19 protein-coding genes and 1 pseudogene are annotated in these 19991 nt (G+C 68.6%); 12 read left to right on the forward strand and 8 right to left on the reverse strand.

Going from position 1 to position 19991, the window contains the following annotated elements:
* Positions 1-50 precede the first annotated feature (50 nt).
* The gene (locus tag ACFOY6_RS17050; protein WP_379651732.1) at positions 51-1508 is read left to right on the forward strand and encodes an MmgE/PrpD family protein; all 1458 of its coding nucleotides are present in this window, start codon (positions 51-53) and stop codon (positions 1506-1508) included.
* A 44-nt stretch (positions 1509-1552) separates the two neighbouring features.
* Here the strand turns inward: ACFOY6_RS17050 and ACFOY6_RS17055 are convergent, their stop codons facing one another.
* Complete coding sequence (locus tag ACFOY6_RS17055) at positions 1553-2383, reverse strand: GntR family transcriptional regulator (protein ID WP_379637434.1); 831 nt, start codon at positions 2381-2383, stop codon at positions 1553-1555.
* A gap of 99 nt (positions 2384-2482) precedes the next feature.
* Between ACFOY6_RS17055 and ACFOY6_RS17060 the strand changes: the two genes are divergently transcribed.
* Complete coding sequence (locus ACFOY6_RS17060; protein WP_379637432.1) at positions 2483-3460, forward strand: Bug family tripartite tricarboxylate transporter substrate binding protein; 978 nt, start codon at positions 2483-2485, stop codon at positions 3458-3460.
* 656 nt (positions 3461-4116) lie between these two features.
* Here the strand turns inward: ACFOY6_RS17060 and ACFOY6_RS17065 are convergent.
* On the reverse strand, positions 4117-6042 hold the full coding sequence (locus tag ACFOY6_RS17065; RefSeq protein ID WP_379651733.1) for a TonB-dependent receptor: 1926 nt from the start codon (positions 6040-6042) through the stop codon (positions 4117-4119).
* A gap of 706 nt (positions 6043-6748) precedes the next feature.
* Between ACFOY6_RS17065 and ACFOY6_RS17070 the strand changes: the two are divergent.
* Positions 6749-7387: pseudogene (locus ACFOY6_RS17070) on the forward strand (transposase); the annotation flags it as partial.
* A gap of 42 nt (positions 7388-7429) precedes the next feature.
* Here ACFOY6_RS17070 and ACFOY6_RS17075 read toward each other — a convergent pair.
* Both ACFOY6_RS17075 and ACFOY6_RS17080 read right to left on the reverse strand, forming a co-directional pair.
* The gene (locus ACFOY6_RS17075) at positions 7430-8098 is read right to left on the reverse strand and encodes an anti-sigma factor family protein (protein WP_146201951.1); all 669 of its coding nucleotides are present in this window, start codon (positions 8096-8098) and stop codon (positions 7430-7432) included.
* 5 nt (positions 8099-8103) lie between these two features.
* Positions 8104-8613 carry an RNA polymerase sigma factor gene (locus ACFOY6_RS17080; protein ID WP_181378255.1) on the reverse strand — a complete coding sequence of 170 codons (510 nt, stop codon included), beginning with the start codon at positions 8611-8613 and terminating at the stop codon, positions 8104-8106.
* Positions 8614-8846: 233 nt separating this feature from the next.
* Between ACFOY6_RS17080 and ACFOY6_RS17085 the strand changes: the two genes are divergently transcribed.
* Positions 8847-10016 carry a sulfite oxidase gene (locus ACFOY6_RS17085; protein WP_379651734.1) on the forward strand — a complete coding sequence of 390 codons (1170 nt, stop codon included), beginning with the start codon at positions 8847-8849 and terminating at the stop codon, positions 10014-10016.
* A 9-nt stretch (positions 10017-10025) separates the two neighbouring features.
* Positions 10026-10502 (forward strand): hypothetical protein, encoded by a 477-nt coding sequence (locus ACFOY6_RS17090; protein ID WP_146201953.1) that lies wholly within the window; start codon positions 10026-10028, stop codon positions 10500-10502.
* 117 nt (positions 10503-10619) lie between these two features.
* Here ACFOY6_RS17090 and ACFOY6_RS17095 read toward each other — a convergent pair whose 3' ends face one another.
* Positions 10620-11501, reverse strand: a complete 882-nt coding sequence (locus ACFOY6_RS17095; protein ID WP_109518747.1) for a LysR family transcriptional regulator — start codon at positions 11499-11501, stop codon at positions 10620-10622.
* Positions 11502-11607: 106 nt separating this feature from the next.
* On the opposite strand from ACFOY6_RS17095, the gene acdA reads away from it, so the two are divergent.
* The 4 genes from acdA (at position 11608) to ACFOY6_RS17115 (ending at position 15057) form a co-directional block, all read left to right on the forward strand.
* Entirely contained in the window at positions 11608-12831 is a 1224-nt protein-coding gene (gene acdA / locus ACFOY6_RS17100; RefSeq protein ID WP_379637421.1) for a 3-sulfinopropanoyl-CoA desulfinase, read from the forward strand.
* 116 nt (positions 12832-12947) lie between these two features.
* Positions 12948-14282, forward strand: a complete 1335-nt coding sequence (locus ACFOY6_RS17105) for a tetratricopeptide repeat protein (RefSeq protein ID WP_379637419.1) — start codon at positions 12948-12950, stop codon at positions 14280-14282.
* Between the two features lie 66 nt (positions 14283-14348).
* Entirely contained in the window at positions 14349-14537 is a 189-nt protein-coding gene (locus ACFOY6_RS17110; RefSeq protein WP_245906617.1) for a hypothetical protein, read from the forward strand.
* Positions 14538-14901: 364 nt separating this feature from the next.
* Entirely contained in the window at positions 14902-15057 is a 156-nt protein-coding gene (locus tag ACFOY6_RS17115) for a hypothetical protein (protein ID WP_219929806.1), read from the forward strand.
* A gap of 42 nt (positions 15058-15099) precedes the next feature.
* Here the strand turns inward: ACFOY6_RS17115 and ACFOY6_RS17120 are convergent, their stop codons facing one another.
* Entirely contained in the window at positions 15100-15804 is a 705-nt protein-coding gene (locus ACFOY6_RS17120; RefSeq protein ID WP_379651735.1) for a CBS domain-containing protein, read from the reverse strand.
* A 214-nt stretch (positions 15805-16018) separates the two neighbouring features.
* On the opposite strand from ACFOY6_RS17120, the gene phoU reads away from it, so the two are divergent.
* The 3 genes from phoU to ACFOY6_RS17135 all read left to right on the forward strand — a co-directional run bounded on the left by phoU (position 16019) and on the right by ACFOY6_RS17135 (position 18134).
* On the forward strand, positions 16019-16690 hold the full coding sequence (phoU, locus tag ACFOY6_RS17125; protein ID WP_379651746.1) for a phosphate signaling complex protein PhoU: 672 nt from the start codon (positions 16019-16021) through the stop codon (positions 16688-16690).
* A gap of 368 nt (positions 16691-17058) precedes the next feature.
* On the forward strand, positions 17059-17604 hold the full coding sequence (locus ACFOY6_RS17130) for an Hsp20/alpha crystallin family protein (RefSeq protein WP_379637412.1): 546 nt from the start codon (positions 17059-17061) through the stop codon (positions 17602-17604).
* Positions 17605-17621: 17 nt separating this feature from the next.
* The gene (locus ACFOY6_RS17135; RefSeq protein ID WP_379637410.1) at positions 17622-18134 is read left to right on the forward strand and encodes a hypothetical protein; all 513 of its coding nucleotides are present in this window, start codon (positions 17622-17624) and stop codon (positions 18132-18134) included.
* An 11-nt stretch (positions 18135-18145) separates the two neighbouring features.
* On the opposite strand, the gene ACFOY6_RS17140 is transcribed toward ACFOY6_RS17135, so the two are convergent.
* Both ACFOY6_RS17140 and ACFOY6_RS17145 read right to left on the reverse strand, forming a co-directional pair.
* Positions 18146-18988 (reverse strand): universal stress protein, encoded by an 843-nt coding sequence (locus ACFOY6_RS17140; protein ID WP_109518754.1) that lies wholly within the window; start codon positions 18986-18988, stop codon positions 18146-18148.
* Between the two features lie 165 nt (positions 18989-19153).
* Entirely contained in the window at positions 19154-19807 is a 654-nt protein-coding gene (locus ACFOY6_RS17145; RefSeq protein WP_379651736.1) for a helix-turn-helix domain-containing protein, read from the reverse strand.
* Positions 19808-19991: the final 184 nt, after the last annotated feature.

Consider the following 19991-nt stretch of genomic DNA (forward strand, 5'->3'; position numbering starts at 1 on the left):
GTACGTACAACATGACAATGGCCCATCGGGGCCGGATGGGAGACGCCCGCATGGACCTCGACACCCCCCTCGCCCCCGCCACAGCCAGCCGGCTCGGCACCGCCGGCCCCACGGCGCGCCTCGCCGGCTTCGCCGCCGGGCTGCGCTACGCCGCGATCGACGAGGCCGCGCGCCAGGCCGCGCGGCGCCACCTCATCGACACGCTCGGCGCCATGATCGCCGGCGCCGGGCAGGAGGCCACCACATCAGGGCGCAACGCCATGCGGGCAGCGGGCGTGGGTGCCGGCATGGTGCCGGTGCCCGGCCTCGGCGAGCGCTACGACGCCCTCAGCGCCGCCTGGCTGGGCGGCACCAGCGCGCATGGGCTGGAGCTGGATGACGGCCACCGGCCGGGCTCGGTCCATCCCGGCGCGGTGGTGGTGCCGGCCTCGGTCAGCCTCGCCTTCCTGCGCCATTCCAGCGGCGAGGCGCTGCTGACCGCCATCGTCGCGGGCTACGAGGCCTGCTGCCGCATCGCCGCCGCCAGCCATCCGCGCGCCCGCTGGCGCGGCTTCCACAACACCGGCACCGCCGGCGTCTTCGGCGCGGCGGTCGCCGGCGCCTCCCTCATGCGGATGGACGCCGCGGCGGTGGAGAACGCCATCGGCACCGCCGCCTCCTATGCCGCCGGCCTGTTCACCTTCCTCGGCGGCGGCGACGTCAAGCGCACCCATCCCGGCCATGCGGCGCGCGAGGGGCTGATGGCGGCGCTGCTCACCGAGGCCGGGCTGCCCGCCCCGCGCGGCGCGCTGGAGATGAAGGAGGGCTTCTTCCACGCCTATGCGGGCGGCGACACCGGCGCCTTCGACGGCGCGGCGATCGACCTGATGAGTGCTGGCGGCCATCACCCGGACAGCCCCCTCGCGGTCGCCAACTGCTACATCAAGCCCTATGCCTGCTGCCGCCACATCCATCCCGGCATCGATGCCGTGCTGGCCATCCTGCGGGAGGAGGGGATGACGGCGGAGGCGGTGGAGCGGGTCGAGATCGGCACCTACGCCATCGCCGCCACGCATGGCGCGGTGGGGTGGTCGGAGATGACCACGGCGCAGATGAGCTTCCCCTTCGTCATCGCCACGGCGCTGCGCGCGGGCCGCGTCAGCCTCGCCGATTTCAGCGCCGCGCACCGGGCCGACCCGGAGACGCTGGCCCTCGCCGGGCGCGTCTCGGTGGTCGTCGACCCGGGCTGCGAGGCCGACTATCCGTCTAAGCGCAGCGCCCATGTGACCGTGACCACCCGGGACGGCCGCCGGCTGCACCGCTACGTGCCCGAGCCCTTCGGCGGCGCCCGCAACCGCCTCTCCGACGATGGGATCAGCGCGAAGTTCCTGGACCTCGCCGCCCCCGTGCTCGGCGCCGCGGCGGCGGAGGCCGTGCTCGGCCGGCTCTGGCGGATCGACCAGGCCGATGATGTCGCGCCCATCCTCGAGGCCGCCGCGCTGGCCGGGGGCGGCGGCCGCAGCGTCTAGCGCCCCATCCGCGCGAAGGCGACGGCCGGGCGGAGGAGGCCGCCCTAGCCTTCGCCCTCCGGCGCGCCGAGGCGGAGCGCGTAGGCGAAGCGGTCCGCGGCGGCGTGGTGGTTCTCGGTGGCCTCCAGCAGGCGGCCATCCGCCGCCAGGAAGCGCCGCCGGATATGCAGGCCGGGCGAGCCGGCCGGCACCGCCAGCAGCTCCGCCACGGCGGCCGGCAGGCTGATGGCGGTGATCTCCTGCAACACCTCGGCCACCGCCACGCCCATCCGCTGCCCGATCAGCCGGTAGGCGGGCGTCGTCACCAACTCGGGCAGCGTCGTCACGGCGGCGAACTCGGCCGCCACGTGCAGGTCCACCACGGAGATCGGCGGGCGGCTCCGGTCCTCCGGCCAGCGCAGGCCGCGCAGGTGCACCCAGCGGCTGCCGGCCTCGGCGCCGATCCGTGCGGCGTGGGCGGCATCCGCCGTCACCGTCTCGCGCGAGAGCAGTTCCAGCCGGGTGGGCGTCGCATAGCCCATCACGTCCGTGACGGAGCGCACCGCCAGCACGTAGTCGCTGCGCGGCTGGTCGGCGATGACGCGCGTGCCGACCCCCTGGGCACCGGCGACGAGGCCCAGCTCGCGCAGCCGCCGCAGCGCCTGCCGGATGGTGGACCGGCTGACGGCGAAGTGCTCGGCGAGCTCCTGCTCGGTCGGCAGCAGCGAGCCAACGGGCCGCCCCTTGTCCAGGATCTCGCCCGCCAGGGTGGCGGCCACGCTCGCATAGCGCGGCTGGGCGCTGGACAGCAGCTGGCTGACCGCGGGCGAGAGCGGGGCGGAGCGCGCCTCCCGGGCGGGAAGCGAGGGACGGATCGGGAGCTTGCTTCTCGACATGCTTGGTTGACTTGTCTCTCTAAGCCTAGATACGGTTGTTCGTACAAGAGCACAACAGGCCGGCACTGCCTGTCGAAGTGCCTTCAGCGGAGGATCTCCATGACAGTCTCCATCAGCCGCCGTGGCCTCGTCGGCGGCCTCTCCGGCCTCGCCCTTCCTGCCCTGTGGGCCCGGCCCGCCCAGGCGAAATGGCCGGACCGGCCGATCCGCCTGGTGGTCCCCTACACGCCGGGCGGCAGCAATGACGCGCTGGCCCGGCCGCTGGCCGAGGCGCTGCAGGGCACGCTGGGCAAGCCGGTCATCGTCGAGAACCGCCCGGGCGCCGGCAGCACGCTCGGCGCCGGCTTCGTCGCAAATTCGCCGCCCGACGGCTACACGTTTCTCCTCGCCTCGACCTCTTTCGCGACCAGCTCCACCTATCTCAAGACCCCCTACGACGCGCTGGAGAGCTTCGATCCCGTGGCGCGCATCTGCCTGGCCCCCATGCTGATCGTGACCAAGCCGAACGGCTTCCCGGACATGCGCACCCTGGTGGGGGCGGCGCGGGAGGGTGCCGGGCGGGTGCAATATGCCATGGCCGGCATGGGTGCGGTGGGCCACTTCACCATGGAGGCGTTCAATGCCGCCGCCGGGCTGAGCATGGAGCCGGTGCCCTATTCCGGGATCTCGCCCGCGCAGGCGGACCTGCTGGCGGGGCGGGTGGATATCATGGTGACGACGCTGGCCTCCATCAGCAACCTCGTCACCAGCAACCAGGTCCCCGTGCTCGCCTATACCAGCAGCGAGAGGATGAGCTACGCGCCGCAGATCCCGACGGTGAAGGAGGCGACCGGCATCGACTTCGCCGTGGATGTCTGGTGGGGCGTGCTGGCGCCGAAGGGGACCCCGGCTCCCATCCGGGAGGAGTTGCATGGCGCCATCAACCAGATCATCGGGACTGAGCGCTACACGAAGTTCCTGGCGCTCGAAGGAGCGAAGCCCATGCCGCAGAGCATGGCGGAGTTCGGCTCCTTCGTCGCGGCTGATATCGCCCGCTGGCGGAAGCTGGCGCAGGATGCGCGCATAAAGGCCAGTTGACGCAACTCAACATTTACGGTGCCTTTCAAAACCTGGGCAGATGGCAGGGCCGCACAGATCTGAGTGGCAGGGCGAAGCCCCTGATCTCAGATGAACTCTGGCCGGTGATCGAGCCGCTGCTGCCGCCGGAGGAATCCAAGCCACGAAGGGCGGGCGACCAGCGGTACCTCCCCGAGCCGCCTTGAGCGGCATCCTCTTCGTTCCCCGCTCGGCATATCGCGGGAGAGGGGCTGCGGATCTGGCATCACCTGCTGGCGGCGGCTGGCGGGGCTGGCAGGAGACTGGTGTGTGGGACCGGCTGCACCATGAGTTGCTGCTGCGGCGCTTGCGCCATGCGGACCGCATCGGCTGGAGCCGCGCAGCGCGTCCATTGCAGCCAAGAGGGAGCGCCGGAACAGGCCGCGAACCCGGTGGATCGCGGCCAGGCAGGCATCGAGCGCCACCTCGTCACCGGCCGGCGCCTGCCTGCTGCAGGAAACCCGGGCAACCCCCTCGCAGACCAGACAAGCTATACGCTACGAGCGCAGGATTGACATCCACCATGCCTTCGCCGCGCTCGCCTGCTTCCTTATCTGCCCCAAGGTACTGCAGGGCAGGTTTCGAAAAGCGATGTATGCCGCTGCGCAAGACAGCCAGTTTAAGACATGGCTGTCAGGCTAGAAATCGAAGGAAGCGGATACAATGAAAGTACGCGGGGACCCTACGGTGACGAAGTTACCGGTAGTGAGCCAGTAATTTTCTCCGAAGGCATTCTCCAGGTTGGCACGCAGCGTAACCGGCTTGTTGGAGATTTCCGTCGTATAGCGGGCGCCGAAATCCACGCGTGTCCAGCTGTCGAAGCGCAGCGTATTGGCGGTGTTCAGGTAGGCGCCCGAGGTGTAGATCAGGCGGCTGTTCAGGGCGAGACCGGTCACCCCCGGCACGTCCCAGTCCAGGGCACCCGAGAAGGTCTTGTCCGGCACGCCCGCCGCGTCGTTGCCACGCTCGGCAGGGTTGGTGGGGCTGGTCAGCTCGGGCCTGATGAAGGTCGCGCTGGCCAGGGCGCGCAACCCCGGCACGACCTCGCCATAGGCGGAGAGTTCCACGCCCCTGTTCCGCTGCTCGCCGTCATAGGCGAGATTGTTCTCGGGCGTGCGGATCGAGTTTGGCCGGGCGATCTGGAACACCGAGGCGACGGTGGTGACGCGGCCCCAATCCACCTTCACGCCCGCCTCGTACTGCTCGGACTTGTAGGGGGCGAGGACCTCGCCGGTGTTCCCGTAGCCGGCGCCGACAATGGTTCCGCGCGTCAGGCCCTGCGCGTAGTTCGCGTAGAGGGAGACGTTCTGCCAGGGCTTCACCACCAGCCCGAAGAGCGGTGTCGTCGCATCCGCGTCGTACCGGCTTGTCCGCGCCTGGGTTGCGGTGTTGTAGCTGTTGACCTCCACGTTCTGGAAGCGGACGCCGCCGGTCAGCAGCACCCGGTCGTTCAGGAAGGACAGGGTGTCGGCCACCGCGAGGCTCGAGAATTCCGTCAGTGACGCCCGCCGCGGATCGGTGCGCGGGGCGGTGATGGGCGGCAGCGGCGCCGGGTTGTAGATGTTGGAGGGATAGCCGGTGGAGGAGGGGATGTAGGCGTTGCCCGCCTCCTGCCGCAGGCCCGAATAGCCGATGTTGAGGGTGTGGCCGATGCCCAGCGTGTTGAAGCGGACATTGGCGCCCACGGTGCCGCTCACGGTCTCGCTGTAGGAATCGTAGTAGGAATTGGTGAGCGGGAAGTTGCCGAGCGCATTGGCGCCGCCGGGGCGGGAGTCGGGGAAGGTCTGCTCATTCCACCCGTCGCGGTAGCCGATGGCGGCATAGGCCGTCACCGAGTCCGTCACATCGTACTCGACCCGGGTGGCTATGGTGCTGTCCTGCTGGCGCAGGCTGGTGCCGGGATACCAATTGCTGCGCGCGTCCGGCGGAGACGGGATGTAGGCGATGGTGGGCAGCAGGGTGAGCTGCGGGCGGAAGTTCTTCGTGTCGTCACGCTGGAAGATGCCGTCGACAGACCAACGCAGCCGGTCGCCGCGGTAATCCAGCCCCAACGCGGCGAGGCCGCTGCGCAGGTTGCCGTCGTCGATCGAGGCCTCGCCATCGCGATACAGGCCATTGAAGCGCACGCCCCACTCGTTGTTCGCCCCGTAGCGGCGGGCCACATCGGCCTGGATGCCGAAATTGCCGTCGCTCATGAAGGTCGGCGTCAGGCGGGTCAGGGGCTGATCGCCGGCACGCTTGGTGATGATGTTGATGCCGCCGCCGATGCTGCCACCCGGCGAGATGCCGTTGATGAACGCGCCAGGCCCTCTGAGGAGCTCGATCCGCTCGATATACGCCGCCTGGGCGCGGTTGGAGGAGATCAGGCCGTACAGGCCGTTCAGGCCGACATCCTGGCTGCCGACCTGGAAGCCGCGGATCGAGAAGGTATCGTCGAAGCCGTTGCTGCCGGTCGTGAGGCGGACGGAGGAATCATTGATCAGCGTATCGGCCGCGGTCCGGCCTTGCTGGTTCTCGATCAGTTCGGATGTGTAGCTGGTGGTGCTGAAGGGCGAGTCCAGCACGCTCCTGGCACCCAGCAGGCCCAGCGATCCACCTTGCGCGACCTGGCCACCCGCATATGGCGGCGGCAACGCCGCCGGTGCAGCGTCAGTCGTGACATTCAAGGTTGGCAGCGTGATCACGCCAGGTGTAGAGCCGGTCTCCGCTGCCGGTGACGCTACATCAGGATTTGCTGCCTGTTGCGCATAGGCAGCCGGGACAACGGAAAGGCCAAGGAGCACCACGGCTCCGGCTGCCTGCCTGATGAGCGCATCAGGGCGGGTTCCAAACGATACTCCAGCCAGATCGTTAGCCACATCGCTTTGGCGGCTGCCATGACGGACAACCAGCCATGTGCTGGTCTGGTGGTTGGTTGGACTCATCGAGGCAGCCTCATGGCAATGCATTCAAATGTTGATAATGATTATCATTAGCATGTTTGGGTTACATTGGACAAGCTTCTCAGGCGCAGTCCTTGCTGTTGGATTTCGACATCCGATGCGCTTTCCAAGCCGTCCTCGAAACGCGTTGAGGCAGATGAAGGAGCGGGCGCAGGCGGTGGAGGCATGATGGATGTCGAGCCTGCGCTCGCAGCGGATGACGAGGCGGCGGAGGCGGTTCGTCCAGGCAAAAGCCGCGCTCGTCTCCTGAACCAGGCGCCGTACAGCCGGGATCGGCGGCTAGAGGCTGTTATGGATCTGCGGGTGGGTCACGATCAGGCTGCGGGGCATGAGTGCCCGCAAGCCCTACCCCTCTGACGTTTCCGACGACGGATGGGCGTTGGTGGCGCCCTACCTGACATTGCTGTCTGAGGATGCCCAACAGCGTGAGCACAGCTTGCGCGAGGTGTTCAACGGCCTGCGCTACGTGATCAAGACCGGCGCACCCCGGCGCTGGATGCCGAACGACCTGCCGCCCTGGGCCGCGGTGTACCAGCAGGCCCAGCGCTGATTGGCGGCAGGTTGCTTCGAGGCTCTGGCCGAGGATCTGCGGACGGTGCTGCGCCTGGCGGCCGGGCGAAAGGCGCAGGCCAGCGCTGTCATTCTGGACAGTCGGACGCTGCGCTCCTCTCCTGAGAGCGGCGAGCGGGCGGGGTATGACGGCGCCAAGCGCAAGAATGGTTCCAAGCTTCACCTGGCAGTCGGCACGCTGGGCCATCTGTTGGCTCTCCATGTCACGCCCGCCAGCACGGATGACCGTGCTGAGGTCGGGCGGCTGGCCCGGGCGGTGCAGGCCTCCACCGGGCAGAGCGTCGAACTGGAGGTCGTGAAGTTGCCGGAGGCCAGGCGCGGCTTCGTGCTTCTGCCGCGGCGCTGGGTGGTCGAGCGGTCGTTTGCCTGGGCCAGCCGCTTTCGGCGGCTGGTGAAGGCCGCTCGACTGGCCGCAGGTCCATGACAGCCTCTATGTCGGTCAAGATAGGCAGGCAGAGTATGCTGAAGCTTCAGCGAGTAGTGTTGCTCCCGCGGCCGAACCGGACCGCACAACTTCAGCCAGGGCCGCGAAGCGGCCGGCATCCATGCTGAGCGTGGTAGCGATCCATACCACCCGGCCATCAGCCTGCTCCACGGTCTCGGTGCGCCAGCCGTCGTTGCCACTCACGGGAGCGCCGCCACGAGGTCCGAGCCAGAGGCCGAGGCGGCAGCCGCGGGGGCCAACATAGCCCGCATAGGTTCCGCCGCCAGTTGGCTCGATCCAGCTCAGCCGCAGTCCAGCGGCGGATAAATCGGGCAGGCCGGGAGCAGCACTGGCTGTATCCGCGGTTGCGGCTAAGAAGCGGCGATGGGCAGCCAGGGAGGGTGTTTCCCGCCCCGGGAGCAGGACGAGACCAGCCGCAGCCAGCGAGAGGGCGATCAAGGTTCCGCCCACCAGCGCCGGCCTTCGCCAGAGCGGCTGCGCCGGTTCAACCGGCATGCCGGGCATCGGCAGGTTGGCGTCGATCGCCGTGGTCAATGCCCTCAGTCGCGCCAGATCCGCTAATCGGGCGGTCAGTGATGGGTCATCGCGCAGGGCACGGGCCGTGTCCGAAGCCTCCGCCGGCGACAACTCGCCGTCCAGCAGGCCGTTCAGGCGCTCGTCCATGCCACTCAACCCGACTTCCTCCGCAGTGGCGCCGCCCTGTTCTCGCTCAGCGCCTCCAGCATGGCAGCGCGGCCCCTGGCCAGCCGGCTCATGACCGTGCCCTTGGGCAATCCGAGCGTCGCCGCGACTTCCAGATAGGAGAAGCCCGCGAGATCCACCAGGGCTACCACCTCGCGTTGCGCTTCTGGCAACCGGGCCAGCATCTGGGCAACCGCAACTTGCGCGAAGGCAGCGTCACCGCCGGTCCAGCCCTGGCCAGCCAGCGCCTCTTCCTCCACCCGGTGATCCTGTGCCACCCGGTTGCGCCGGACAACGTCCAGGAAGGCATTGCGCAGGATGCGGAACAGCCACACCCGCGCTTCCGCCTCCGTGCCGCGTGGTGGGCGGGCCGCGAGGGCGCGCGCCGCGGCCTCCTGCCACAGATCGCGGGCAAGGTCGGGGTCACCCGCCAGCGCCCGGGCGTAGCGGTGCAGCGCCGTGCCATGGCGTGCGAGCAGGTCGCGCTGCTTGGACACGGCCGCAGGGTATCTGCAGCAGGCAGGGAATAAAACACCCTCCTCGCGCGTCCCTCTCTCAAAAGGCCGCCGCTTCGCGGCCCGGGGGAGGACAAGCGACCATGAAGACCGAGCGCAGCCTTGTGGAACTTTTTGCCAGCGATCCAGAACGTGCCGAGGCGCTGGCCTGGGGCCGGCGGGGCGCCCTGAAGGGCGTGTCCCTTGCCGTAGTGGGCATGGCCCTAGGCGCGGCAATGCCCTTCGGGACCCGGATGCCGGGCGGGCTGTTGCCCGCCGCCCTGGCACAGTCGGCCGGCGATACGCCGATCCTGCGGATGGACGGCAAGGCGGCGCTGATCCTGCTCGGCGAGCGGCCGCTGGTGGCCGAAACGCCCGAGATCATGCTCGACGACGATGTGACGCCGGCGGACAAGATGTTCATCCGCAACAACGGCCAGATTCCAGACCGCTTCGCCGCCGACCCGAAGACGTGGCGCTTCAGGCTCGATGGCGAGGTGAACAACCCCCTCGACCTCAGCCTCGGCGACCTTGAGTCCCGCTTCGAGGCGGTGACGATGCGGCTGCAGATGGAATGCGGTGGCAATGGCCGCGCAGCCTTCGTGCCGGAGACCCGCGGCAACCAGTGGAACAACGGCGCCATCAGCAATTGCGAGTGGACCGGTGTGCGGCTGCGCGACGTGATCCGCGCCGCAGGCCCCAAGGAGAGCGCCCGCTTCACCGGCCACTTCGGCGCCGACCCGCACCTGTCCGGTGCCACCGATCGTGCGGCCATCTCGCGCGGCATGCCGGTTGCCAAGGCGATGGAGGAGCACACGATCATCGCCACCCGCATGAACGGGCAGCCGATCCCGCAGATCCATGGCTATCCGCTGCGGCTGGTCGTGCCGGGCTGGCCGGGCTCTCTGTCCCAGAAGTGGCTGACACGGATTACCCTGCTGGCCGAGCCGCACCGGGGGCAGGGCATGGGCGGCACCTCCTACCGCCTGCCGGTGCGGCCGATCGTGCCGGGGTCGCAGAACGACGGCGCCACCTTCGCCGACATGACCTCGATGCCGGTACGCTCGGTGCTGACGAACCTGGCGCATGGAACGCGGCTTCCGGCCAACACCCGGCGTGTCGACCTGCGCGGCCATGCCTGGGCCGGCGATGACGAGGCGCGGGCGGTGCATGTGTCCGTCGATTTCGGCGCCACCTGGCACGAGATGGCGCTGTCGCCGCCGCCGAACCGCTACAGCTGGCAGCGCTGGGCCGGCGCGGTGGAGTTGCCCTCCGACGGCTATTTCGAGGTGTGGCACCGCGCCACGGATACCAAAGGCCGGATGCAGCCTCATGTGGCACCCAACTGGAACCCGCAGGGCTACGGCGCCAATGCCATCGGCCGTGCCGCCATCCTGGTGGGCTGAGACGCCGCCGTGACGATGAGCCGAATGGTTGCGGGCCTGCTGGTGCTGGTGGTGCTCGTCCTGGGCGGGCAGAAGGCCGGCTGGTGGGCCCAGCCCGAGACCCGTGCCCCCTATCCACCGACGCCGGCTGCCCTGGCCTTTGCCGAAATGCAGCGGGCAGAACAGGCGCGCGCGGCGGCGGCGGAGGCCGAGAACGCCCGTCTGGCGGCCGTGCAGACGCCCGCTGAAACCGAGGAGGTGCTGCCGGCCGGCCACGGCCGTGCCGAAACCTTCGCCAACTGCACCGCCTGCCATTCCACCGCGATCATCCGCCGCTCGGGGCTGACGCGGGAGCGGTGGGATGCGCTGATGGACTGGATGGTGGAGAAACAGAACATGACCCCGCTGGAGCCGGACATGCGGGTGCTGATTGTGGACTACCTCGCCAGCGCCTTTCCGGCCCGGCAATCCAATCCCCGGGCACGCAATCCGTTTCTGAGCAACTGACGACGCCTGGCTGTTCTGGCAGGCCGGATACCTTGCAAAGCCTCTCGCTGGCCTTGAACCGTGAGCCGGCTGACGAAAAGGGTAGGGGCATAAGGAGATCGCCCGGCAGCGGTCTCCTCACGGCCCTTCATCAAAGGCAACGCTTCGGAACGTCTCCAGCAGGGAGCCCACTGCTGGCAGTTCGACGTACTCGCGGCGGGCGACGAGCACGAGGTTCCGCCGGACCGGCGGATCGAGCGACAGCTCGTTGAGGCGATGATCTCGCCAACGTGCCATGGAGTGCTCGGGCAGGATCGCGATGCCGAGCCCGAGGTTGACCATGCCGAGGATGGCCTCGATGGAATCCAGCTCGAGGATGGCGTTTACCTTGACGTTTCTGGAATGGAGCGCCTCGTTCACGATCCGTCCTACGCCCATTGCCCCGCTGAACCGGATGAAGGGACGCTTCGCCAGCATGTCATCGACATCCGGCAGGACCAAATCGTCATGCGCGAAGAGCTTCAGCTCCTCCTGCCGGATCAGCTCGGTGGCCAAGCCGATATCCAGGCGATCCGGGGCGGTCACGACGGCGGCGTCGAGGCGTCCCTGGCCGACCTTGAACATGAGTTCAGCTGAAAGGCCGCTCTCCGCATGAATTGTCAGCCCCGGATGAACGTCCCGCAGCCGGAGCAGAACCCGGGGGAGGAGGTTCGCCGCGGCCGAGGGAACGACGCCGATGCGCAATGATCCGATCAGCTCGGAGGGTGCCGCGTGAACGGACGCCCTGAGCGCGTCGTACTGGTCGATCAGTGCCCTCGCGCGGTGGACCAGTGTCCAGCCGTGCCGGTTCAGCACCGGCGGTCGGGTGGTCCGGTCAAAGAGCGTGATCCGCCACTCCTCCTCCAAGGCCTTCATCTGCAGGCTCACTGCCGATTGCGTGATGAAGAGCCGCTCGGCCGCCGCGCTGAAGCCCCCGCTGTCGGCGATCATGGCAAGGGTTCTCAGATGCCGGATTCCCATAGCCTATCATGAGTTTAATTTATCTTAAGTGCAAAACCTTATCGCTTTACCTTGTGGTCGTGTGTGCCAATCTGGCCGAAATCCGCGATAACAAGGAAACGCTCCGATGCTGCTCAACCTGACGCCTGAGCAGGCACGCCTTCAGGGATTGGCCAGGGAAATTGCCGAGACCGTCGTGCGTGGCCGCGCTGCTGAGACCGATCGCGCCGAAGCTTATCCCTGGGACAATGTCCGGGCTCTCAACGAGGCCGGGCTGATCGGCTACACCATCCCCAAGGAATATGGCGGAGCAGGAGGCAGCTTCCTGGACGCCGTCCTCATCGTCGAGGAAATGGCGCGGGTCTGCGGCGTCACGGGCCGTATCGCCGTCGAGGCCAACATGGGCGCCATCTCCGCCGTGATGCGCTATGGCACGGAGGAGCAGAAGAGGCTGGCCGCCCGGATCGTGCTGGCCGGGGACAAGCCCGCGATCTGCATCACCGAGCCGGATGCCGGCTCCGGCGCGACGGAGATGACGACCTCCGCTGTTCAGCGTGGCAATGTCTACGTGCTGAACGGCAAGAAGCACTGGATCACCGGTGCGGGCGTCTCGAAGCTGCACCTCGTTTTCGCGCGCGTCTTCGACGAGGCCGGCCAGGAACAGGGTATCGGCGGCTTCCTGATCGTCCACGGCGACCCTGAGGTGCCGGACACCAGAGGCTTTCGGATCGGCAGGCGGGAGCCCACCATGGGCTTGCGCGGTATTCCCGAGAGCGAGGTGATCATGGAGGACGCCGAGGTCCCCGTGAGCATGGCGCTGCAGCCACCCGGGGGCTGGCGCCGGGGCTTCGCCGAGCTGATGAACGCCTATAACAGCCAGCGCGTCGGCGCCGGGACCGTGGCGCTCGGCCTCGCGCAAGGGGCCTTCGAACACGCCCTGGACTACGCCAAGTCGCGCCAGCAGTTCGGCCGCCCGATCGCCGAGTTCCAGGGCCTGCAATGGATGCTGGCGGACATGTCGGTGCAGCTCAATGCCGCCCGCCTGTCGCTCTACAACGCGGCCAACAGCGCCAACCCCTTTCCTGACCCCCTGCTGGCCGCGCAGGCCAAGGTGCTGGCCTCCGAGATGGCCATCAAGGTCACGAACGACGCGCTGCAGATCTTCGGCGCCCGGGGCTACTCGCGCAACCTGCCGCTGGAGCGCATGGTGCGGGACGCGCGCATGTTCACGATCGGCGGCGGCACGGCGCAGGTCCTGCGGACGCAGATCGCCGCCCGGCTCCTGGACCGCAAGCTGCCGCAGACACGGGATGGCTACCGGCGCGAAGCCCTGAAGGCCGCGGCCGAGTAGGGATCTACAACCTGGCCTTGGTTGAGGTTCAGGGTCTATCCGCAAGGCCCGGGTTCCGGTCTTGGCTCAGAGAATGAAGACGCCGCAACGGCGTGATGAAAGGCAGGAGGGGCGACGTGAAGGACGCTCAGGGTTACCCGCTCACGACATCCAGCCAGGATGCTGCGCTACTCTATGGCGTTGCCCAGCAGAACCTGCTCGAGTATCGCCTGGCCACGATGCAGTCCATCAAGGACACGATCCAGGCGGACCCCCACTTCGCGATGGCTCACTGCCTGCGTGGATACCAGTTCATGATGTACGGATCCTTCTCCGTCCTGAACAACGCGAAGTCGGCGCTGCGTGCGGCGGCTGCCGAAGCGGCCGGAGCGACAGAACGTGAGCGGATGCACATCGAGGCGTTGCGCGCCTGGACGGAGGGCCGGACCGGCAAGGCCATCACGGTCTGGGAACAGCTCCTCAGCGCCTATCCGCTCGACATCGTCGCGCTGCGGATGCACCACTTCAACTGCTTCTGGACGGGACGCCAGCACTCGCTCCGTGGTGGTGCGGCCTCCGTGCTTGACCGCTGGCCGCAGGAGATGCCCGGCTACGGCAATGTGCTGGGGATGCTGGCCTTCGGCTATGAGGAGTGCGGCCAGTACCGCGAGGCCGAGAAGTTCGGCCGGCTGGCCGTGCAGCACAACCCGAACGACCTATGGGCTCTGCACGCCGTCGCGCATGTGCTGGAGATGGAGGACCGGCAGCAGGAAGGCATCGACTGGCTGACGCGGCCGGAGAACCACTGGTCCGACCGCAACCCCTTCAAGGGCCATCTCTGGTGGCACCTCGCCCTGTTCCACCTGGAGAGCGGGCATTATGAGCAGGTGCTCGATCTCTATGACCGTTCCGTGCGGAACGACGGCTCGACCTTCTACCTCGACATCCAGAACGCTGCCTCGCTGCTGGCACGGCTGGAACTGCTCGGGATCGATGTTGGGAGCCGATGGGCGCAGCTGGCAGATTTCGCCGAGCAGAGCATCGGTGACCATGGTCTGATCTTTACCGATCTGCATTACATGATGGCCCTCGCGAAGGAGCACCGCTTCGAGGCGGCCGAACGTCTCCTTGCCTCGATGGAAGACTTCGCCGCACAGGACTCGGGCGACAGCGCCGCAGTGGTGCGGGCGATCGGCCTGCCACTCTGCCGTGGTATCCTCCGCTTCGAGCAGGGCGACTACGCCGGTGCCGTCGACGAGTTCGCGCCCTTGCACAACAATGACGCGCCGATCGGCGCCAGCCATGCTCAGCGCGACATCATTGACCAGTACCTCATCGAGGCAACCCGGCGCGCGAGCAATCTGCCACGGACACGGATGCTGCTGGCGGAGCGGGTCGCGCTGCGGCCGCGGAATAAAGCGGCCGTTGAGCGGCACATGGATGTCACGCGTCAGATCTATAGGACGGCCTGACATGCGGGAGGCGCGAGGCAGGGCCCATGTCTTGGCCGGCTCAGACAAGCGGGAGGAGATCGCCCTGTGATCGAACTTGACGCCATGGCCGCGAGTGTGCCGGACGGTGCGCTGATCGCGATGCCGCCGGACAACTCCTTGCCCTCCGTCGCACTGGCCAAGGCACTGGTCCGACGCGGCGCGCGCGGGCTGCGCTGCTTGGCGTGCCGGTTTCTGGCTTCGCGACCGACCTGCTTATCGGCGCGGGATGTGTAACGGAGGTGGAGACCAGCGCGGTATCACTCGGTGAGGCCGGCCTTGCGCCGCGCTTCACAGCGGCACTGAAGGCCGGCACCATCACCGTCCGGGACGCAACCTGCCCAGCGATCCACACCATGCTGCAGGCCTCCGGGAAGGGTGTACCCTTCATGCCCCTGCGTGGGGTGATCGGCAGCGATATCCTCGAACGGGCCTGCGAGGGCGACGAGCGGACTGGCGTGCAGATCCTGAGGCGCGCGCTGGAAGCACCGGCCCGGCAGATCGCCAAGAACTCGGCCGCGGATGGCGGCGTGGTGGTGGCGCGCATGCGGGCGGGCGAGGGGGCATCGGCTTCGACGCCGCGAGGAACGCGTATGCCGACTTGGTCGCCGCCGGCATCCTCGGCCCGACCAAGGTTGTGCGCGTGGCCCTGGAGAATGCCGTCTCCGTGGCCGGCCTGCTGCTGCTGACCGAGGCTACTATGACCGAGCTTCCGGAGAAGAAGCCCGCCGCCGAGGACGCCGCCCTGGCGCTGTGAGGACAAGGCCGGGCGACGATGCCGCCCGGCCCCGCAGTGGCCTCAGATCTGGGGATACAGCGAGTAGTCGTGCAGGGGGCTGATCTCCATCCTGTCCTCGACCCCCCGCACGCCTTCGACGCGCTCGGCGGCGACGCAGATTGCCCGCCGCGCCGCCTCCGACCGGCAATATCCCTCCAGGCGGACGATGCCGTTCTCGACGATCACGCTGGTCAGATGCTCGGTGGCCCAGCTGTGACGACGCATCTCCTCCACCACCGCCTGCTGGATGCGCTGGTCAGGCCCGGCGGTGCCGACCCGGTCGCCCTCCGCGATGATCACGCGCAGCAGGTCCGCCCGGGACACGACCCCGACAAGGCGGCCGTCCCGCAGCACCGCGACCCGGCGCACGTTCCGCTTCTGGATCACTTCCACGGCTTCGCCGACGGCGGCGTTCTCGTCCACTGCGGCGACATTGGGCGACATGATGTCCCGGACATGCCGGCCATGTGTCCTGACGTACTGCGTGGCAGCGCGGTCGCGGTTGATCATCTGCCGGGCCAGCCAGCCGAGTCCCGCCTCCTCGCCCGCCGGCGCCAGGCGGCGGATCAGGTCGCCCTCGCTCACGACGCCGATGGGCGTCCCGGAGCCATCCACCACGAAGGCCGCGGAGATGTGGCGTTGCGCCAGCAGCTGCGCGACGGCTTCGATGGCCATGTCGGGCGGCACGACCACAGGGTCGCGGGTCATGATCGATTGCACTTGCATGAGACAGCCTCCTTCTCCTGCACGGTTTCCTCGGTGCAGCAGTATCAGGCCCGTGCTCCGGGGAACCTTGATCTGGAGCAGCTTCCGCGGGCCTTTGGCCGCGCCGGCCGGCTGATGTCCGTCAGGGCAGGGGCCGTGCCTCCGGTGCCAGTCTTCCGCACCGGCCGCGCATCCCGGCAGGGTCAGGTGGAGCGAGGTCATGCAGGGTCATTATATGGAAAGGGGCCAGGGACGCCTCGCCCAGGATCTCCAGCAGCTTCGGCTGATGATCGAGGAGATGGGAAGCCGGGCGATCCGCCAGGTCAGCGATGCGAGCACCGCCCTTCTGCAGCACGACAACGGCCTCGCCGAGGAGGTGCTCCGGCGTGACGTGCAGCTCGACGCCCTGGAGCGCGACGTGGATGCCGCATGCATCCGCCTGCTGGCGCTGCAGCAGCCTCTCGCCGCGGATCTCCGCCTCATCGTCGCGGCCCTCAAGACGAGCCATGATCTCGAGCGGATCGGCGACTATGCGGCGAACATCGCAAAGCGCAGCCGGGCCCTGCGCCAGATACCCGATTGGCTGCACCGGGCGACGCTGGGCGAGATGGCCTGGCTGCTGCAGCGGAACATCAAGGAGGCTGTCCGGTCCCTGGTCGAAGTCGACGCAGCGGGAGCCTGGGCGGTGTGCCAGTCCGATGACGATGTGGACGCGCTCTACGACCTGGCCTCCCAGGCCGTTCTCGAGCAGATGTCGGCGGGGCGGTGCGAGCCCGACACCGGCACGCACCTGATGTATGTCATCAAGGGCCTCGAGCGCATCGGCGATCATGCCGTGAACGTTGCCGAGATGGCCTACTATGCCGTTCGCGGCGCCAGCGCTCCGGTGCAGCGCCCCAGGAGGTGAGGTCCGGCGCCGGTGGCAGGGCCGCCGGTGCGCATGGCGCGGGCGAGTTCCGCGCGCAGGACCTCATGCAGCAGCCCGCCGGCCGGCCCGCATGCGGCGAGCTCCGGGATGCCGGCGGCATCGCCCCCGACAGGCCGGTGGACTCCGCCAGGCAGGCCGCCATCAGGTGCGGCACCGGGACGTTGCCGCGCAGCCCTGCGGGCTTGGCCGCGGCGGCAGCCGCGGTTGCCGGGTGGAGCGCCGCGCATTGCGCGCAATGCTCGTCAGCCTGACGCAGATCATCGCTCCGGAGCACGGAGACTGTAACCAGGGGCCGTGGCGGGCAGCGAGATCCGCTGCCGCTACCATGGGACACAGGAGGAATCATCATGTCCGACAACACGGTAAGCACCCCGAAGGCCGTGCAGCCGGTGCAGCCGCCTGCACCGGCGATGCCGGAACGCTTCTGGCAGCCGCTGGCGGGCCTGCGGGACGAGATGGACCGCGTCTTCGACAATCTCTGGCGCGGCTTCGGCGGCAGTCCGCTCCGCCGCGGCGAAATGATGCCACCCTGGCGCAACGACATGCCGTTCACCGCCGCCCTGCCCGCGGTGGACGTCACCGAGAGCGACAAGGATTTCCGCATCACCGCCGAGTTGCCGGGGCTGGGGCGGGATGACGTGGAGATCAGCCTGTCCGGCAACATGCTCACCATCAAGGGCGAGAAGAAGGAACAGCGGGACGAGAAGACGGCGAACCACTACCTGTCCGAGCGCCGCTTCGGCAGCTTCCGCCGCTCCTTCGAGCTGCCCCAGAGCGTGCGGCGCGACGGCATCGAGGCCAGCTTCGACAAGGGCGTGCTGTCGGTCATCCTGCCCAAGACGGCGGAAGCGGCGCAGCAGACGCGCAGGATCGAGGTCAAATCGGCCTCCTGAGGCTGTCGCCGGGGGGCATGAGCGACACGCGTGATCCCGCCCCGGAATCGCCTGCCGCCATCGGCCTGCCGCTGGTACCGGCCCCGCCGCCATCGCGGGTCCGCCCGGGCCGCGATGGCGGCGGTGGCTGGGCCGTCATCACGCTGGCCGCCGGCCTCTCCCTGTGGCTGGTGCTGCGCGGGCTGCTCGGCGTGCCGATCGCCTGGTCCGTCGCGCTGTTCCTCACCGGGGTGGCACTCTACCTGTTCTACGCCACGGCGGTCGGCCTGCTGTTCATCCTGATCGTGCAGCCCATGATCCTGCTCTCCGGCGGCAATACCCGTTCAGAGAGCATGCCGCGCGCCCTGCAGGCGGTGATGATCGTCTTTCCCTCCACCCACTTCGTGTCCTTCGCCCAGGCCATCCTGTATCGCGGGGCGGGGCTGGACACGGTCAGGCCCGCCTTCGCGGCGGCGGCCGCGATCGGGCTGGCGGTGCTGGCGGCGGCCCTGCTGCGCTTCCGCGCCACCCTGGCCGCCGCCCTGTCATGAGCCGCGCGCCATCAGTGCGAGAGCAGCACCGGAATGGTCGAGCCATGCAGCAGGCTGCGGGTCACGCCGCCCAGCACCATCTCTCGCATGCGGCCATGGCCGTAGCCGCCCACCACCAGCAGCTCCGCGCCGAGATCGGCCGCAGCACTCAGCAGCACGTCCTCGACCTGCAGGTCGCCGCCGGCCATGGTGGTGGCAGCGGAGACGGTGGCCCCGTGCCGGGCCAGGTGGCGCGCGATGTCCTCGGTCTGCACCTGGCAGCTTGCCTGCTCCTCCGCCCGGGCGAACACCGAGAGGACCTGCACCGCCTCCGCCGCCTGGATCAGCGGCAGGGCATCCCCGACCGCGCGCGCCGCCTCACGCCGCCCGTTCCAGCCCACCAGCACGCGCCGGGCCGTGAAATCGCGCGGCGGGCTCGGCGGCAGCAGCAGCACCGGCCGGCCCGCATCGAACATGACCTCCTCGGCCAGATCGGCCTCGATGCCGTTCCGGTCGGAGCGGCCGAGGATCGTGACATCGGCGTAGCGGGCGTGCTGCACCAGAACCGAATCCACCATCCCCTCCACGAGGCGCCATTCCGCCGGGATGTCCTCGCGCCGGGTGGCTTTCTCGAACTGGGTGTGGATCTGCTCCGCCCGCTCCTTGGCGGCCTGCTCGGCTTCCTCCAGGACGAGCCGCCATGTGGCCGGGCTGACATAGCCATCAGCGGCAGCCATCATGGGCCAATCCAGGCTGTAGACGTGCAAGGCGGCCAGGTGGGCGCCGTGGTGCTTCGCCAGCGAGATGGCGGGGTCCAGGATGCGGGGGGCCACCTCCGGGCTCGGCAGATACACGAGAATGTCTTTCAGCGACATCGCTCCGCTCCAGGTTCAGGCAGCCGGCATGCCGCGGGCGGCCTGTGTTGCGACGAGGGTGGTGCCGGCCGGAGGAGCCGCCAGCGGCCGGGAATCCGGAGGATCGTGGAAGGTCGGGGCTGGCCCGCTCGCGGAAAGCCGGGAGGGGCTCGCCGCGCATCCTTCTCAGGCCGGGACGCCGCTCAGGTCGGCGACCTCGGTCAGCCTCTCGCGCTCGAGGATGTGCAGGGTGTGGTTGTCCTCGATGGCGATCATGCCGGACTTGCGCAGCGCCGTGAGGACGCGGCTGACCGTCTCCGCCGTGAGGCCGAGATAGTCGGCGATGTCGTAGCGCGACATCGGCAGGTCCACCGACGGGCGGCCGGGGCAGCTGCGGGCCGCCAGGTCGAGCAGGAAGTGCGCCACGCGCTCCGTGGCGCTCCGGCAGCCCAGCAGGATCGAGCGGTCCTGCGCCGCCGCCAGCTTCTCCAGCGTGAAGGCCTGCCAGGACTGCGCCGCCAGCGGTTCCTCGTCCATGTAGGCGTCGATGTCCTTGCGTGCGAAGGTGATCAGCACGACCTCGGTTATCGCCTCGGCCGAGAAGCGGTGCTCATCCACGCCGTCGAGGCCGAAGACCTCGCCCGGCAGGGCGAACTGCGCGATGAAGCGCCGCGCATCCGGCAGCACGCGGCACACGCGCACGGCGCCCGAGACCACCTTGTAGAACTGCCGGATCTTGGAGCCCTCGGCGTAGATCTCGGCGCCGCGCAGCAGCCGGCCTGGCCGGCCGGGGATGGCCCGGCCGCTGCGCTCCGGAGCGACCGTGAAAGGGAAAGGCAAGCGCATGCCGGTCAGCGCAACGCTCTGTATGGGTCGACTTCCTTCCGAAACGAGCGAGCGCAGTATCAGCGCCTTATCGTTTCGGTAACATTCCGGAAAATCACGTTCCGTAGAAGCACGTAGCGAAGTTCCGGCAAGTATTCACCTGCCGGCATTAAACTTTCTGGTTCATCCTGATCCGTGT

This window comes from Teichococcus aestuarii, assembly GCF_042651065.1.
Classification (GTDB): domain Bacteria; phylum Pseudomonadota; class Alphaproteobacteria; order Acetobacterales; family Acetobacteraceae; genus Pseudoroseomonas; species Pseudoroseomonas aestuarii.

Coding starts and splice junctions, on each gene's coding strand:
- ACFOY6_RS17135 (WP_379637410.1), top strand. CDS start 17,622: ATGAGCGACACGCGTGATCCCGCCCCGGAATCGCCTGCCGCCATCGGC.
- ACFOY6_RS17050 (WP_379651732.1), top strand. CDS start 51: ATGGACCTCGACACCCCCCTCGCCCCCGCCACAGCCAGCCGGCTCGGC.
- ACFOY6_RS17140 (WP_109518754.1), bottom strand. CDS start 18,988: ATGTCGCTGAAAGACATTCTCGTGTATCTGCCGAGCCCGGAGGTGGCC.
- ACFOY6_RS17075 (WP_146201951.1), bottom strand. CDS start 8,098: ATGGACGAGCGCCTGAACGGCCTGCTGGACGGCGAGTTGTCGCCGGCG.
- ACFOY6_RS17085 (WP_379651734.1), top strand. CDS start 8,847: ATGCCCTTCGGGACCCGGATGCCGGGCGGGCTGTTGCCCGCCGCCCTG.
- ACFOY6_RS17130 (WP_379637412.1), top strand. CDS start 17,059: ATGTCCGACAACACGGTAAGCACCCCGAAGGCCGTGCAGCCGGTGCAG.
- ACFOY6_RS17120 (WP_379651735.1), bottom strand. CDS start 15,804: ATGCAAGTGCAATCGATCATGACCCGCGACCCTGTGGTCGTGCCGCCC.
- acdA (WP_379637421.1), top strand. CDS start 11,608: ATGCTGCTCAACCTGACGCCTGAGCAGGCACGCCTTCAGGGATTGGCC.
- ACFOY6_RS17055 (WP_379637434.1), bottom strand. CDS start 2,383: ATGTCGAGAAGCAAGCTCCCGATCCGTCCCTCGCTTCCCGCCCGGGAG.
- phoU (WP_379651746.1), top strand. CDS start 16,019: ATGGAAAGGGGCCAGGGACGCCTCGCCCAGGATCTCCAGCAGCTTCGG.
- ACFOY6_RS17060 (WP_379637432.1), top strand. CDS start 2,483: ATGACAGTCTCCATCAGCCGCCGTGGCCTCGTCGGCGGCCTCTCCGGC.
- ACFOY6_RS17095 (WP_109518747.1), bottom strand. CDS start 11,501: ATGGGAATCCGGCATCTGAGAACCCTTGCCATGATCGCCGACAGCGGG.